Annotated in this window: 9 protein-coding genes; 6 read left to right on the top strand and 3 right to left on the bottom strand. The window is 58.0% G+C overall.

Annotated elements, in window-relative coordinates:
• The first annotated feature begins 146 nt into the window (after positions 1-146).
• Complete coding sequence (locus tag ACYVB2_RS13240) at positions 147-6,248, top strand: DUF4347 domain-containing protein (RefSeq protein ID WP_460536900.1); 6,102 nt, start codon at positions 147-149, stop codon at positions 6,246-6,248.
• Positions 6,249-6,297: 49 nt separating this feature from the next.
• Here ACYVB2_RS13240 and sbcB read toward each other — a convergent pair whose 3' ends face one another.
• Positions 6,298-7,740 carry an exodeoxyribonuclease I gene (gene sbcB, locus ACYVB2_RS13235; RefSeq protein ID WP_382433559.1) on the bottom strand — a complete coding sequence of 481 codons (1,443 nt, stop codon included), beginning with the start codon at positions 7,738-7,740 and terminating at the stop codon, positions 6,298-6,300.
• Positions 7,741-7,805: 65 nt separating this feature from the next.
• Positions 7,806-9,623, bottom strand: a complete 1,818-nt coding sequence (gene msbA, locus ACYVB2_RS13230) for a lipid A export permease/ATP-binding protein MsbA (RefSeq protein WP_382433561.1) — start codon at positions 9,621-9,623, stop codon at positions 7,806-7,808.
• Positions 9,624-9,737: 114 nt separating this feature from the next.
• Here msbA and tolB point away from each other — a divergent pair, with 114 nt between their 5' ends.
• Genes tolB through ACYVB2_RS13210 form a run of 4 tightly spaced genes read left to right on the top strand, consistent with a single transcriptional unit; the run spans position 9,738 to position 13,248 of the window.
• Positions 9,738-11,057 (top strand): Tol-Pal system beta propeller repeat protein TolB, encoded by a 1,320-nt coding sequence (tolB, locus tag ACYVB2_RS13225; protein WP_382433563.1) that lies wholly within the window; start codon positions 9,738-9,740, stop codon positions 11,055-11,057.
• Between the two features lie 45 nt (positions 11,058-11,102).
• Positions 11,103-11,654 carry a peptidoglycan-associated lipoprotein Pal gene (gene pal, locus ACYVB2_RS13220; RefSeq protein WP_460536895.1) on the top strand — a complete coding sequence of 184 codons (552 nt, stop codon included), beginning with the start codon at positions 11,103-11,105 and terminating at the stop codon, positions 11,652-11,654.
• The gene (gene ybgF, locus ACYVB2_RS13215) at positions 11,654-12,463 is read left to right on the top strand and encodes a tol-pal system protein YbgF (RefSeq protein WP_382433567.1); all 810 of its coding nucleotides are present in this window, start codon (positions 11,654-11,656) and stop codon (positions 12,461-12,463) included. Before pal ends, ybgF begins: the two co-directional genes overlap by 1 nt.
• A complete protein-coding gene (locus ACYVB2_RS13210) occupies positions 12,463-13,248 on the top strand; it encodes a tRNA threonylcarbamoyladenosine dehydratase (protein WP_382433569.1) in 786 nt (261 codons plus the stop codon). Before ybgF ends, ACYVB2_RS13210 begins: the two co-directional genes overlap by 1 nt.
• A gap of 14 nt (positions 13,249-13,262) precedes the next feature.
• On the opposite strand, the gene rpiA is transcribed toward ACYVB2_RS13210, so the two are convergent.
• Positions 13,263-13,952, bottom strand: coding sequence for a ribose-5-phosphate isomerase RpiA (gene rpiA, locus ACYVB2_RS13205; RefSeq protein WP_382433571.1), 690 nt, complete (start codon positions 13,950-13,952; stop codon positions 13,263-13,265).
• Between the two features lie 36 nt (positions 13,953-13,988).
• Here rpiA and ACYVB2_RS13200 point away from each other — a divergent pair, with 36 nt between their 5' ends.
• Positions 13,989-15,056 (top strand): quinone-dependent dihydroorotate dehydrogenase, encoded by a 1,068-nt coding sequence (locus ACYVB2_RS13200; RefSeq protein WP_382433573.1) that lies wholly within the window; start codon positions 13,989-13,991, stop codon positions 15,054-15,056.
• The last annotated feature ends 18 nt before the right edge of the window (positions 15,057-15,074 follow it).

Here is a 15,074-nt window from a genome sequence, read left to right as displayed (position 1 = left end):
AGTGTAGTGCTGGATTTTGCACAGTTACTCTGAAATAGCTCCCAGTCTTGTGCCTCTAACGCATAGCTGATAGAGCAAGTAGGGGCATCTCAAAGATGGCGCAGACCGTAATCTCATTACCCCATTGCCCTTTGGGAACTTGCCTTATGACCGCGCTGATTTCTCCCATTTTTGATAGACCCACCATCCGCCAAAACATTGTCTTTATTGAAGACAACCTTACCGATTGGCAAAAACTGGTGCCATCACTGGCATCAGAAGCCCATGTTGTGGTGCTTGACAGCCAAAAAGACGGGTTGCAGCAGATGGCGGAGTATTTAGCCGGGTTGCCACAAGGCAGTGTCGATGCTATTCATTTGTTGAGTCATGGCAGTGCTGGTCAAGTGCAACTGGGCTATACCACTTTGGGGACGCACAACCTACAGGGGTATGCAGCAGAGCTAGCCATGATTGGCCGTGCCTTGAGCGCAGAGGGCGACTGGCTGCTGTACGGTTGCGATGTGGGGGCCGCAGAGGCAGGCGCCTCTTTGCTAGCTCAGCTGCACCGCATGACCCAAGCCGACATAGCCGCATCCACCAACCTCACAGGCCATGCCGCACAGGGAGGCGACTGGGTGTTGGAAACACGTGTTGGTGAGGTGAGCGCCGCTGGATTGGTATTGCCTGACTATATGAATGCACTGGCCGTCACCGTGAGTAATAACTTTGCTACAGGATTGAATTCTCCTGTGGATTTAACCACGGATAGTCAGAATAATTTGTATGTGGTTTCTTACGACAATAATCAAATATATAAAATAAATTCTGTGGGCGGTGCTATTTCTGGTGGTGCTGCCGGGGCAGGGTTTTTTAGTGTCTCTGTAGTAAATATCGTATCCGTAGCGATTGATTCTTTGGGCAATTTATATGCTGGGACGGGAAATAGAAATCATTCTGTCATTAAATACCCGGCCAGTGGCGGTGTGCCTGGCAATTCGGATGGGGTGGATGTTGCCACTGGTTTTAATCTGATTGCTGATCTTTTGGTAGCATCAGATGGGTATTTGTATATTGCAGATTCTGGTGACGGCAAGGTTTATAAGATGCCCAACGTGGGTGGCCCTTTTACGCCAGTCAACGCATTGGAATTTGCCGTGGTTCCAGGAGCGCAGCAAATCTACATTGATGCCAATAACAATCTGTATGCAACCAGTGCAGATAGTAAAAAAGTTATTAAATTCTCAGCGTCAAATGGGCAAGTGTCTCTTAGCAGCCCGAGTGACTTTATCACTGGCTTGTCTTATCCACAAAACATTACCAGCGATGGGGTTCATTTTTATGTGGGTGATGAAGGGACGTTGTATAAATTTGGTCTTTCTGGTGGCGTGGCCGCCCCGGCCAATATTGAGCACACCTTTTCTGGGGCATCCATTACCGAGGTGATGTGGGCTGGAGCGGGGTCTAATACACTGTATGTGACGTTGGATAACAGCACCATCAGCAAGATTGCGCTCTCTGCATTCAATACTGCACCGACCATTACTTCTGATGCCGTTGGCGCGGTGGATGAAAATGCCGATATCAGCACGGTGGTGTATACCGCCACTGCCTTTGACGCAGAAAGTAACGCCATCACCTATTCGCTGTCTGGCACAGATGCCAGTTTGTTCTCTATCGGCAGCACCACGGGTGTGTTGCGTCTGCTGGCATCGGCCAATTACGAAGCCAAGAGCAGCTACAGCATTGATATCGTGGCCAGCGATGGCATCGCCAGTTCCACTAAACCAGTGACTATCCATGTCAATGATTTAAATGATGCCCCGGTGTATTCCAGCGGTAGTACGGGCAGTGTTGCCGAAAATGCCGCCACCACTACGGTGGTGTACACAGCCGTCGCTACCGATCCGGATGGGGACACCATCACCTATACCCTTTTGGGTACCGATGCTGCCTTGTTCAGTATCAATGGCAGCACTGGCGCAGTAACGCTCAACGCCTCGGCCAACTACGAAGCCAAAAGTAGCTACAGCATTAGTGTGTTGGCACAGGATGGTGTGACCACCACGCCGAAAGCAGTCACCATCAATGTGACCAACATCAACGAAAAGCCAGTGCTGACGGCCCCGGCCTCGCAAAGTGTCAATCAGGGCGTGGCAACGGCTCTCACGGGGATCAGCGTGGCAGACCCGGATGCTGGTGCCAATATGATCACCATGTCGCTGTCGGTACCGGCGGGCACATTCACCAGCATGGGCAGTGGCGGTGTGACCGTGCTGGGCAACGGCACCAGCGCCATCACACTGAACGGCACACAAACCAATATCAACGCCTTCATGGCGGCCAGCAAGGTGCAATACACCACGGCTGTTGGTGCCACTGGTACTGTGACATTGAGCATTGGCTCTAATGATGGCGGCAATACGGGCGTTGGTGGTACACAGACCGACAGTAAGACCGAAACCTTGAATATTGCGGTAGCCAATGCTGCACCAATTGTCACCAGTGGTACCAGCGGCAGTGTGGCTGAAAATGCTGCCACCAGCACGGTGGTGTATGCCGCTACCGCCAGTGATCCCGATGGTGATGCGCTCACCTACTCGCTCACGGGCACCGATGCTGCCTTGTTCACTATTGATGCCGCTGGCGCTGTGCGCCTGATCAGTGCAGCCGACTTTGAGGCCAAGCCCAGCTACAGCGTGGTTGTCAATGCCAAGGATGCCACCAATGCGGCGGCCACCCAATCGGTCACTATTCAGGTCACTGATGTTGATGAAGCACCACACTTTGCCAGCGGTGCCACTGGCACCGTGGCAGAGAATGCCGCCACCAGCACGGTCATTTACAACGCAGTGGCCAGTGATCCGGAAAGTGGCACAGTGAGCTATTCATTGGCTGGAGCCGATGCCAGCGCATTCACGATCCACAGCAGCACCGGCGCACTGACGTTGAACACGTCAGCCAATTACGAAACCAAGAGCAGCTACAGCCTGACCGTGATTGCTGCGGATGCTGCCGCCCATACCACGGAACAAGAGCTCACTGTCAATGTGAGCAACCTGAACGAAAAACCGGTCATTACCGCACCGGCTTCACAAAACATTCTCCAGGCCAGCGCCACCGTCCTTACGGGCATCAGCGTGGCCGACCCGGATGCCAGCGCCAGCCTGATCACCCTCTCGCTGTCGGCAGCCGCAGGGAGCTTTAGCGCCACCACCGGCGGGGGGGTAACGGTCACTGGCAGTGGCACCAACGCCATGACCCTGAGCGGTGCCCAAAGCAGCTTGAATGCCTTTATGGCAGGCAGCGGTGTCAGCTACACCAGTGCTGTGGGGGCCACTGGCACCGTCACACTCAACATTGCCAGCGACGATGGCGGCCATAGCGGTGCAGGCGGCACACAAACTGACAGCCAAACAGAAACCCTGAACATTAGTCTGGGCCCCAGCACCACAGTGAGCACGGTGGTCTTCTCTGCGGACACAGGAGTCAGTGGCACTGATTTGGTGACCAACACCGCCGCCCAAACCATCACCGGTACCCTGAGTGCTATCACCGTAGCCGGTGAGACGGTGGAGGTCTCTTTGGACAATGGTGTCACTTGGTTGGTGGCCACCAACACCATCGGCCAAAACAACTGGAGTTTAGGGGCGCAGACCCTCGCGGCCAGCAACACCCTGCAAGCACGGGTTTCCAATGCTTCTGGAACTGGTACGGCCTTGGCACGGCCCTATGTTTTGGATCAGGCGGTTCCAACCACCACGATTGCTACCAAAACTCTCTTGGCCGATACCGGAGCCAGCAGTATCGACTTTATTACCTATACCGATGAACAGACCGTTAGCGGCACGCTGAATACAGCCACTGTGACCGGAGAAATCGTGCAGGTTTCTCTAGATAATGGTGCCACTTGGACTACAGCTACCAATACCATTGGCTCTAGCAGTTGGACGCTGGCGGGGCAGACACTGATTGCCAGTAACACCCTGAAGATACGCGTGGCCGATACAGCAGGTAATACGGGTACTGAGAGTAGCCAAGCCTATGTATTGGATACCGTAGCGCCCAGTCTTCATGCGGCAGGTAGTACCCCTGCGGACAATGCAGCCAGTGCAGGTATTGGTAGCGATATTACGCTGCGTTTCACAGAAGCCTTGCATTCCAGCTCAGATACCAGCAAAGTCTATTTGAAGGATATCGTGAACCACACTCTCATTGCGGCCACGGTACATATCAATGGCAGTGGTGAGATGATTATCCAACCCAACACCCCATTGGGTTATGGTGTAGCTTATTACGTGAATTGGGATGCTGGTGCCCTGCAAGATACTGCGGGTAATGCAGCGGTTGGGGTTAACGACACCAATACTTACAACTTCACTACCGCTAGTGCGCCCGCACCAGCACCAGCACCAGCACCAACTCCCGATCCTGCACCCACCCCAGCTCCAGCTCCAGTTCCTGTACCCACACCCACTCCTGCACCTGCACCTGCACCTGCACCTGCACCCAATATCGAGACGGTGGACGGCACCACCGTTCACACACAAATCACGACCCAGACCGACAGCAGCGGCCAAATCCTCACCACCACTACCCAAACCATTTCCCCTGTCAGCAACTCCCGCCCCGAAGATGCCAACACCCCCCACGGCGCACTGGCCGATATCCCCTTGGCGAAAGACAGCACTGGACAACCTTTGTTGCAGGTGAGCTTGCCCGTCGGTGTGGGCCTGACCTCCGAAAGCATCGACGCCAGCCGTTTGACTCTGCGCGAAAAGCTCATTCAGGCCAGTCAGCCCCGTATCGATCTGCCGGCTGACTTTCAAGATGTGTTGGCCCAAGGCATTGACCAGTATGTTCCCGGTGTTGCCGACCCAGATCAAATCACGGTGCGTACCATCACCCTGGGCACTACCAGCACCACGGCACCTGCCGAGGCCATCCTCATTCGTGGCACCACGGGCACTGGTGAAGACGACAGCCACAACCCGCAGCGCGGCGAGGCACTGGTGATTGATTGTCGCCAGTTGCCCCCCGGCACCATGCTGGATTTGAGCTTGGTCGAGTTTGCCATCGTCATTGGCCCCACCCACGCCTTTGGTGGCACTGGGCGCAACTATGTGATTGGCGATGGTAGTGCCCAATTTCTGGTGCTCGGTGCGGATGATGATGTGCTGCGTGGCGGCGATGGTGACGACACCATTGGCTCCCAAGGCGGTGACGACCAGCTCTTTGGGGATGGGGGCAACGACTGGGTGGTGGGCGGTATCGGCAACGATACCTTGCAAGGCGGTCTGGGCAACGACCTGCTTCAAGGCGGGGCCAGTGATGCAGGACACTGGCGTTTTGCGCTGACCCCAGCAGGATGGCTGCATGTGGCCTTCACGCCCCAACACAGCCCACTGGCCAATAGCACTGGGGGCAGCGTGACAGATGCTTGGAGCAATGATCATGGCAGTGGTTTGATCACCGATCCGCGCTTTGCCTGGATCTATGACGACTACCCCGTGGCCCAAGACGCTGCCCTGCTGGTGCATGCACTGGTGGGGCAACTCCCTACCTTAACCGCTATGGGGGCTTTGGCGGGAGGCGATTACAACAGCACTGACCTGGGGGCTATGGCCCATGCTTACTGGTTACAAACCCATGCTGCGCTGGCGGCCTCGTCTATGCAGGTGCAGGTGGCTGCCGTTTTGGAGCAGGTGTGGGGCGCGGGCCAAGCGACTACAGAACTGACCGCCCTGGGCGTGGACTATCTGAACGCCGGTGGGAGCTGGTCTGCTATCTGGCTGGCCTTGGCCCAACATCCGCAACACAGCCACGGTTTGCGTGATGCCCAGGGCTATCTTTCGCTGATTGACCAGCATCTGAGCGAGACGGGTTGGTCGGTAGAAGCGGGCAACAACACCCTGTTGGGTGGGGGCGGTCACGATGTGTTGGTGAGCGGTCATGGTAGCGATACGCTCGATGGTGGCGAAGGGACAGATATGGCGGTGTATTGGGGTGCCTTGCTCGATTATGAAATCGCCCCGATACCCCATGCCAACACCGGGGGTGGGCATGATGCACTGATGCGGCACAAAGCCAGTGGTGCGGTGGATGTGTTGCGGGCGATAGAAATGCTGCAAGTGGGCGGTGTGGTGTACCAGATGCCAGAAGATCCGGCCCAATCGACCAGCCCACTGTATGTGGAACTGGCCGACCATCTGTTGTTGGTGGGACAGGCCACGGAGGGTGGGCTGGCTTGGAACCAGAATTGGCTTTGGTAAACCGCCCTTTGCTGCTCCAGATGTTGCACCAAAGCATCTGGCGTGGTGGTTACAACCCCTCGGCCAATGTGTCAGCCCAGTCGTAGAGTGCCCCCAAAATGGCTTCGGCCCGTTCGTCCGCAGTTTCAGACAGTTGGTCGATTTCTTGGTGCAACTGTTCTAGGGTACGTGCGCCGCCCTGCCCATCGAGCAGGCAGGCACTGCGGTGGGCCAGCCAGCGTTCTTGTTCCATATCGTCTAGCGATTCATAAAAATTCCGCGCCCGGTAGCGGAACAGGATTTCATCCAGCCGGGGGTCATCAAAGTGGCCGTGTACCCGTGCCAGCGCATCACCGTGGGCCCGGCGCAAATCGTTCAGGCGGTAGCGGTCGTTAGGGCCTACAAAACCAGCATACAAGGCTTGCTCTACATCCAGCGCAGGTTCTGGCGCACGGGCAAACACTGTGGGCCAGATCGCGCTCATGTCGGGCAGATCACGGGCCACGGCGGCGTGTTGTAGGGCTTGGTCGATGTCGATGCCCCAACGTTGGGCCAGTGCGGGAGTGAGGGTTTTTAAGTTGCTCACCACCATGGGTGACTTGTTCAAATGGATAGTCTTGATGGGCAGGCGGCAGACGCCCTCGGGCAAATCGGCACTGCGGGTAAACAGGCGCAGGCGCAGGGTTTCTGCATCTATGTTGGCCAGTTCGCTGGGGTTGTGGGCCAAGTCCCAGACGATGACTTCATTTTTGTTGGTGGGGTGCTGGGCTAAAGGCCAAACTACGGCCAAGCAGCCTTGTTCTGCCGGAAACATGCCCGACACATGCAAAAAAGGCCGTGCCGTTTGTGTCGTCACCGGCCAATGCAGCTCTGCTGCCACGCGGTCTTTTTTGTGCAATGCAAAGCAAAAATCGAACAAACGTGGGTTGTGCTGGCGCACCAACCGGGCCAGTGCAATGGTGGCACGTACATCCGACAAAGCATCGTGTGCCTGTGCATGGGCCAGACCATTGGCCCGGCTCAAGTCTTCAAGCTTGAAGCTGGGGCTGCCATCGGCCTTGGTGGGCCAGACGATACCTTCTGGGCGCAGTGCATAGGCCATGCGCACCACGTCCAGCAAGTCCCAGCGGCCACATTGGTTTTGCCATTCACGGGCATAAGGGTCAATCAGGTTGCGCCAGAACAGAAAGCGCGTGAACTCGTCGTCAAAACGGATGGTGTTGTAGCCCACGCCCACGGTGCCGGGGCGGGCCATTTCTGCCTCAATACGTGCGGCAAACTCGCGCTCGGGCACGCCCCACTGCCCCGCCTGTTGTGGCGTGATACCGGTGATGAGGCACGATTGCGGATCGGGCAGGTAGTCGTTGGACGGCTGACAGTACAGCATCAGTGGCGCATCGATCTCATTCAACTGGGCATCGGTGCGGATGGCGGCAAACTGCGCGGGCCGATCACGCCGGGGGTCTGCGCCAAAGGTTTCGTAATCGTGCCAAAGAAAAGTGTGGTTGGACATGGCGCAGTGCCCCAAAGGCAAGGAAGGAGGGTAAGAAACTTTAACGGAAACAGGCCGCTACAGCTTTAGCTGTGGATGTGGACAATGTCGCCGGTGGAGCGGCTTTGCAGCCGGGCATACAGCCCCCCGCGGGCCAGCAGTTCGGCATGGGTGCCTTGCTCCACAATGCTTCCGTGCTCCATCACCACGACACGGTCAGCGTGTTCAATGGTGGAGAGCCGGTGCGCAATCACCAGCGTAGTGCGGCCTTGCATCAGGCGTTGCAGGGCTTCCTGTACCAGCCGCTCCGATTCGGTGTCTAGTGCCGACGTGGCCTCATCCAGAATCAGGATCGGTGCATTTTTGTACAAGGCACGGGCAATGGCCAACCGCTGGCGTTGTCCACCCGAGAGCTGGGTGGCATTGTGGCCTACGGGTGTGTGCATTCCTTGGGGTAGGGCGGCCACATGGGCCGCCAAGTTGGCGGCCTCCAGACAAGCCTGCACACGCGCCTCATCTACCACAGTGCCCAAGGCCACATTGGCGGCAATGGTGTCATTGAACATCACCACATCTTGGCTTACCAGTGCAAACTGAGCGCGCAGCGCCTGGAGTTGCCAGTCTGCCAGTGTGTGTCCATCCAACAAAATGTCGCCGGTGGTGGGAGTCAGAAAGCGCGGCAGCAAATGCACCAAGGTACTTTTGCCAGCACCAGATGGCCCAACCAGCGCCACCACCTCACCGGGCTTGATCACCAGATTGACCTCGGCCAGCGCCGGTGCTTGATCGGTGCCAAAACGTACACCCACTGCCCGCAATTCCAACGTGCCCAGTGCATGGGTGGGGGCGTAGCTGCCACCCTTTTCTGCAGGAGCCTCCCCCAACAAGGCCAGCCCACGCTCTAGGGCAGCCAGCCCACGGGTGATGGGGCTGCTCACATCGGCCAGACGGCGCAGCGGTGTGATCAGCATCAGCATGGCCGTGATGAACGAGATAAAACCACCCACGGTTAAATCGTTTTGTGCCAGCCCCAACGTGCGGCTTTGCCATAGCGCCGTGCAAATCACGGTGGACAAGGCTGCAGCCGCCATCAGTTGTGTCAGCGGCGTCATGGCCGAGGCAGAAATGGTGGATTTGATGGCCAGTTGGCGCAGCTCTTGCCCCAGTGCAGCAAAGCGTTGCGCTTGGCTGGCTTGGGCGCCATGCAGGCGTACCATGCGATGTGCCAGCACATTCTCTTCGACCACATAGGCCAAGGCGTCGGTGGCTTGTTGGCTGCTTTTGGTCAGCCGGTACAGGCGGCGCGAAAGGGTTTTCATGACCCAGGCCACGCCGGGGGCCACCACGGCCACAATCAGGGTCAGTTGCCAGTTCAGGTAGAGCAAATAAGCCAACAGCGCCAACAGGGTAAAGCCATCGCGCGAGATGCCCAGTGCCGCCTGCACCAGCAGTGTGGAGCCAGTTTGCACTTCATACACAATGGTATTGGCCAGGCTGCTGGCCGATTGCCGGGAGAATAAACCCATTTCGGCGGCCAGCAAGCGGTCAAATAGGGTGCGGCGCAGGGCCAACATGCCCTCATTGGCAATGCGGGCCAGCGCATACTGCGCGGCAAACAGCGCCAGTCCGCGCACCAAAAACAGCCCCATGATGGCTACAGGCACTTTCCACAACGCCAGCGTGCCTTGGGTAAAACCTTGGTCTAACAGTGGTTTGAGCAAGGCGGCCAAAAGGGGTTCGGTCAAGGCACCGGCCAACGTGCCGATGATGGCCAAGCCCCAGGCGAGTCGTTGACCGCCAAAATACACGGCCAGTCGTGCCAAACGGGTGCTCAGGCGCGCATGGGCGACGTCAGAGGAGGGCTCAGAGCCGACTGGCGTTGTAGAGTGATCAGTGGTTTGCATGTGGCGCGGATTCTACGGTTGCCACTGTCCTTGCCTTGGTGCTTGCACACATGGTTTTTGCGCCTTGGTAACATCGCCGCTTCTGTTCGGCCATTGCCCGACTCCTGTCCGCTTATGACCCACCACCCGATCTTCCCCACCTCCTCTGTTGCGGCTCTGCCGCGCCTGTCCCGTCGCCATGCCCTGACTGCTGCGCTGGCTTCTTCGGCCCTGCCGGCGCTGGCCCAGTTCCGGGTCGAAGTCTCTGGCGTGGGTCTGACCCAATTGCCGGTGGCTATTGCCCCTTTCCGTGGCGAAAACCAATCGCCACAAAAAATTGCCGCCATCGTGCAGGCCGACCTCGAACGCAGCGGCCAGTTCCGTGGTGTGGATGCCAGTGGCACCTCCATGGATGAGAGCATGCGCCCTGATTTGGGCCAGTGGCGGCAAAAATCTGCCGAGGCACTGGCCGCTGGCAGCATCACTCGGTTGGCCGATGGCCGTTTTGAAGTGCGGTTTCGTCTATGGGACGTAGTGCGCGGTCAGGATATGGGCGGCCAAAGTTATGCCGTAGTCACGGCAGATCTGCGGTTGGCAGCCCATCGGGTGGCCGACTTTATCTATGAAAAACTCACCGGCCAGCCGGGCATTTTTTCTACCCGTCTGGCCTATGTGACCAAGGCGGGGCCACGCTACAGCCTTTGGGTGGCCGATGCAGACGGAGAAAACGCCCAAGCCGCACTGTCGAGCCCAGAGCCTATTATTTCTCCGGCTTGGTCGCCTTCGGGAATGCAACTGGCGTATGTGTCGTTTGAGTCGCGCAAGCCAGTGGTTTATGTGCACGACATTGCAACTGGCCGCAGGCGCCTGATTGCCAATTTCAGAGGGTCTAATAGTGCTCCGGCTTGGTCTCCTGATGGCCGCACTTTGGCCGTTACCCTGAGCCGCGATGGCAATTCGCAGCTTTATGCCATTGATGCCAACGGCGGCGAGCCGCGCCGTCTGATGCAAAGTGCTGGCATTGATACCGAGCCGGTCTACTCTTCCGATGGCCGCAGCATTTATTTTGTCAGTGACCGGGGGGGCGCACCACAGATCTACCGTGTAGCCGCCTCTGGGGGCAGTGCTGACCGTGTCACCTTCACGGGCAGCTACAACATTTCGCCCAGCGTCAGCCCCGATGGCCGTTGGCTGGCCTATATCTCGCGTGTGGGCGGAGCGTTCAAACTGCATGTGATGGAGCTTTCTAGCGGCAATGCCACAGCCATCACCGATACCAGTGCCGATGAAAACCCCAGTTTTGCCCCCAACAGCCGCTTGATTGTTTATGCGACCCAGCAGCAAGGCCGCGAAGCCCTGATGACGACGACCCTCGATGGGAAAATCAAAGCCCGTTTGGCCGGTCAGGGCGGCGATATTCGCGAGCCTGACTGGGGGCCATTCCAAAAGCAGTGATTTTTCGTAGTTTCTTTATTATTTTTCAAGTTGTAGGAGTTTTTCATGATCAAGCGTTTTTCCTTGGCGGTAGCGGCTGCCATATTGGTAGCCGGTTGCAGTTCTGGTGTCAACCTGGATGGCAAAGCACCCGTGGAGGATGCATCGGCCATCGCCATCCCAACGCAAAATGGCACGCTCAATGGCGCACAGTCGGGCAATGCGGGCATCAGCGGTGTGGCTGGCGTCAATCTGTCTCAATCTGGTGCTAACCAAGCTGGCCCCGCTGGCATCAGCCGTGTGGTCTATTTTGACTACGATAGCTATGCCATCGAGCCCGATTTCCAGTCTTTGATTGATGCCCACGCCAGCTTTATCAAGTCTGGTCAAGGCCGTACCGTGATGATTGAAGGCCACACAGACGAGCGCGGTGGGCGTGAATACAACCTTGCCTTGGGCCAAAAACGTGCCGAAGCCGTGCGCCGCGCTCTGGGGCTGCTGGGTGTGCCCGACACCCAAATGGAAGCGGTGAGCTTTGGTAAGGAAAAGCCCGCTGCGATGGGCCACAACGAAGATGCCCACGCGCAAAACCGCCGCGCTGAACTCTCTTACCGCTGATGCCAAGGTTTACTACTACGTTGCCCCGCCGTTTTGCGGCGGCCTCGCTGCCCGCCTTGGTGTTGGTGCTGTCGGGCGCTTGCCTGCCTGCGGCGCAAGCGGCCTTGTTTGAAGACGATGAAGCCCGGCGGGCCATTTTGGAGCTGCGCCAGCGCGTCGATAGCTTGCAGCAAGCCAATCAGCGCACGACAGAAGATGTGCGTCGCACGGGTGATGATGGCTCTCAGGTGCGCCGCAGTTTGCTGGAGTTGCAAAACCAGATTGACGCTTTGCGCACCGAGACAGCCAAATTGCGTGGTCAAAACGAGCAGTTGCTGCGTGAAGTGGCCGAGCTGCAACGCCAGCAGCGTGATATTGCTGTGGGCGTGGATGAGCGCCTGCGCCAGTTCGAACCGATCAAAGTATCGGTCGATGGTCAGGAGTTCATGGCCGATCCGGCAGAGAAAACAGCTTTTGAGGCTGCGCTGGCCGGGTTTCGCAGTGGCAAGTTTGCCGATGCGCAAACGGCCTTTGCCGGTTTCTTGAAGCAATACCCCCGCAGTGGCTATGCGGCATCGGCTCGCTTCTGGTTGGGCAATGCCCAGTACGCCACGCGCAACTACAAAGAAGCCATCACCCACTTCAAGGCATTGCTGGCCGCAGCGCCTAACCATGCCCGCGCTCCAGAGGCCGCCTTGTCAATTGCCAACTGCCAAATGGAGCTGAAAGAAACCCGTGGTGCCCGCAAGACGCTAGAAGACTTGCTGGTGGCCTATCCCAAATCGGAAGCCGCCAGCACCGCCAAAGAGCGGCTGGCGCAGATGAAGTGATGTTGCCAGCACCGGAGATGCAAGCCGATGCCGAGCGCCAAGCCCTCCAGCAGCGCCGTTTTGGTGGGCTGGAGCGGCTCTATGGTCGTGCTGGGGCTGCGCAGATACGTGCAGCCCATGTGGCTGTGGTGGGCATTGGCGGGGTTGGCTCTTGGGCTGCCGAGGCGTTGGCACGCAGTGGCGTTGGGCGGCTCACGCTGATCGACCTTGACCATGTAGCGGAGTCCAATCTCAACCGGCAGATTCATGCTTTGGATAGCACGGTGGGCCAAGCCAAGGTGCAGGCCATGCGTGAGCGTATTGCCCATATCAACCCCGACAGCTTGGTGCATTGCATTGAGGACTTTGTCGAGCCGGGCAACTGGCCTGCCATCTTGCCACCGGGCGTGGACGCAGTCATAGATGCCTGTGATCAAATTCAGGCCAAAACAGCAATGGCTGCTTGGGCGCGGCAGCAGCGTCAGTGCTTTATCAGTGTGGGCGCGGCAGGCGGCAAGCGCCATGCCCACAAGGTGGATATTGACGACTTGGCCCATACGACCCACGACCCGTTGCTGGCACAGTTGCGCTATCGGTTGCGTAAGCAGCACGGGGCACCCCGCGAGGGCAAAAGAATCGGTGTCCCCTGCGTGTTCAGTCGAGAAGCCGTGGCACCCCCCGATGCTTCTTGTGCTGTCGAGGGGGATGGCAGCCTCAACTGCCACGGCTATGGCTCTGTGGTGGCCGTGACGGCTACCTTTGGTCAGTGTGCTGCCGGTTGGGTGTTGGAGCAACTGGCCCAGTAGGGCGGCTGCGGTGTTCAGTAGGTGATGGTTTCCACGCCTTGGGCTGTGCCCAATAGGCAGACCGATGCTTTCTGGTGGGCAAAAATGCCCACCGTGACCACGCCGGGCCATTGGTTGATGTTGGATTCCCAGCCCAATGGATCGGTGATATGCAGGCCACGCACATCCAAAATGTGCTGGCCGTTGTCGGTCACCAGTGGTTGGCCATCCTTCAGGCGCAGGGTGGCCTCACCACCCAGTGCGGCAAAGCGGTGGGCAATTTGCTGGGCCGCCATCGGAATCACTTCCACGGGCAGTGGAAACTGCCCTAATGTGGGCACGCGTTTAGAGGCATCGGCAATGCAGACAAAACGCTGTGCCAGTGCGGCAACAATTTTTTCGCGGGTCAATGCGGCACCGCCACCCTTGATCATGTAACCGTGGCCGTCGATCTCGTCGGCACCATCCACATACACCGACAACTGCTCCACCTCATTAGCGTCTAGTACCGGAATGCCAATAGCGCGCAGCCGTTCGGTGCTGGCTACCGAGCTGGACACGGCGGCACGCACTTGGTCTTTGATGGTGGCCAATGCGTCAATAAATTTGTTGACCGTAGAGCCCGTGCCCACGCCCACAATGTCGCCAGGGGTGACATAGCGCAGGGCTGCTTGGCCTACTAGAGCTTTGAGTTCGTCTTGGGTGGGGGAGGAGAGAGTCGTCATGGGAGAAAATCTAGGGATTAACCCTTCATTATCCCCATGTCCCTGATTCCCTACGCCCTTACCCGCCCGTTCCTGTTTGGCATGGATGCCGAAGCTGCCCACGACTTGACGATGGACATGCTGACCCGTGGTCAAGGCACCCCCCTGCAATGGGCTTGGTGCCATGACACGGTGAACGATCCTATTGAGTTGGCTGGTCTGACCTTTCCCAATCGGGTGGGTATGGCCGCCGGATTGGACAAAAACGCCCGCTGTATTGATGCCCTGGGGGCTATGGGCTTTGGGTTTGTAGAGGTGGGCACTGTGACACCCAAACCCCAGCCCGGCAACCCCAAGCCCCGTATGTTTCGCCTGCCCAAGGCCCATGCACTCATCAACCGCTTGGGTTTTAACAACGATGGTCTGGATGCCTTTGTCCGCAATGTGCAACAAGCAAAGTTTCGCCAGCAAAAGCGCCGCCATCCCATGTTGTTGGGGCTGAATATTGGCAAGAACGCGACCACGCCTATTGAGGAGGCCACCCGCGACTACCTCACTTGCTTGGATGGCGTTTACCCCCATGCCGATTATGTGACGGTCAACATCAGCTCGCCCAACACGCAAAATCTGCGCAGCCTGCAAAGCGATGAGGCCTTGGACGCCTTGTTGGGGGCGATTGCCGATCGACGTGAGGTATTGGCCCGCCAGCCCGGCCCCGGCGGTCAGGCACGGCGCGTACCAATCTTTGTCAAGATTGCGCCGGATCTGGACGAGTCTCAGGTATCGGTGATTGCTGCTACCTTGCAGCGCCACGGCATGGATGGTGTGATTGCCACCAACACCACCATCCGCCGTGAGGCGGTGCAGGGCTTGCCTCATGCCCAAGAAACGGGCGGCTTGAGTGGTGCGCCAGTGCTCGAGGCCAGCAACCGGGTGATTGCACAACTGCGTGCTGCCTTGGGCAAGCAGTTTCCGATCATTGGCGTGGGTGGCATCATGAGCGCCGAAGATGCAGTCAGCAAAATTCGCGCGGGCGCCGATGTGGTGCAAATTTATACAGGGCTGATTTATGCCGGGCCGGGGCTGCCCAGCAGCGCCGCCCGTGCGATCAAGGCGATGCGCTAAAACCATCCGGGGGGCATA

Source organism: Giesbergeria giesbergeri, from assembly GCF_054779375.1.
The sequence above is the reverse complement of the archived record's forward strand: the minus strand, read 5'-3'. Positions and strand labels throughout refer to the sequence as shown.

What these genes read in the sequence shown, in the direction of transcription:
- rpiA (WP_382433571.1), bottom strand. Translation starts at nt 13,952, where the DNA reads ATGACGACTCTCTCCTCCCCCACCCAAGACGAACTCAAAGCTCTAGTA.
- ACYVB2_RS13200 (WP_382433573.1), top strand. Translation starts at nt 13,989, where the DNA reads ATGTCCCTGATTCCCTACGCCCTTACCCGCCCGTTCCTGTTTGGCATG.
- tolB (WP_382433563.1), top strand. Translation starts at nt 9,738, where the DNA reads ATGACCCACCACCCGATCTTCCCCACCTCCTCTGTTGCGGCTCTGCCG.
- pal (WP_460536895.1), top strand. Translation starts at nt 11,103, where the DNA reads ATGATCAAGCGTTTTTCCTTGGCGGTAGCGGCTGCCATATTGGTAGCC.
- msbA (WP_382433561.1), bottom strand. Translation starts at nt 9,623, where the DNA reads ATGCAAACCACTGATCACTCTACAACGCCAGTCGGCTCTGAGCCCTCC.
- ACYVB2_RS13240 (WP_460536900.1), top strand. Translation starts at nt 147, where the DNA reads ATGACCGCGCTGATTTCTCCCATTTTTGATAGACCCACCATCCGCCAA.
- ACYVB2_RS13210 (WP_382433569.1), top strand. Translation starts at nt 12,463, where the DNA reads ATGTTGCCAGCACCGGAGATGCAAGCCGATGCCGAGCGCCAAGCCCTC.
- ybgF (WP_382433567.1), top strand. Translation starts at nt 11,654, where the DNA reads ATGCCAAGGTTTACTACTACGTTGCCCCGCCGTTTTGCGGCGGCCTCG.
- sbcB (WP_382433559.1), bottom strand. Translation starts at nt 7,740, where the DNA reads ATGTCCAACCACACTTTTCTTTGGCACGATTACGAAACCTTTGGCGCA.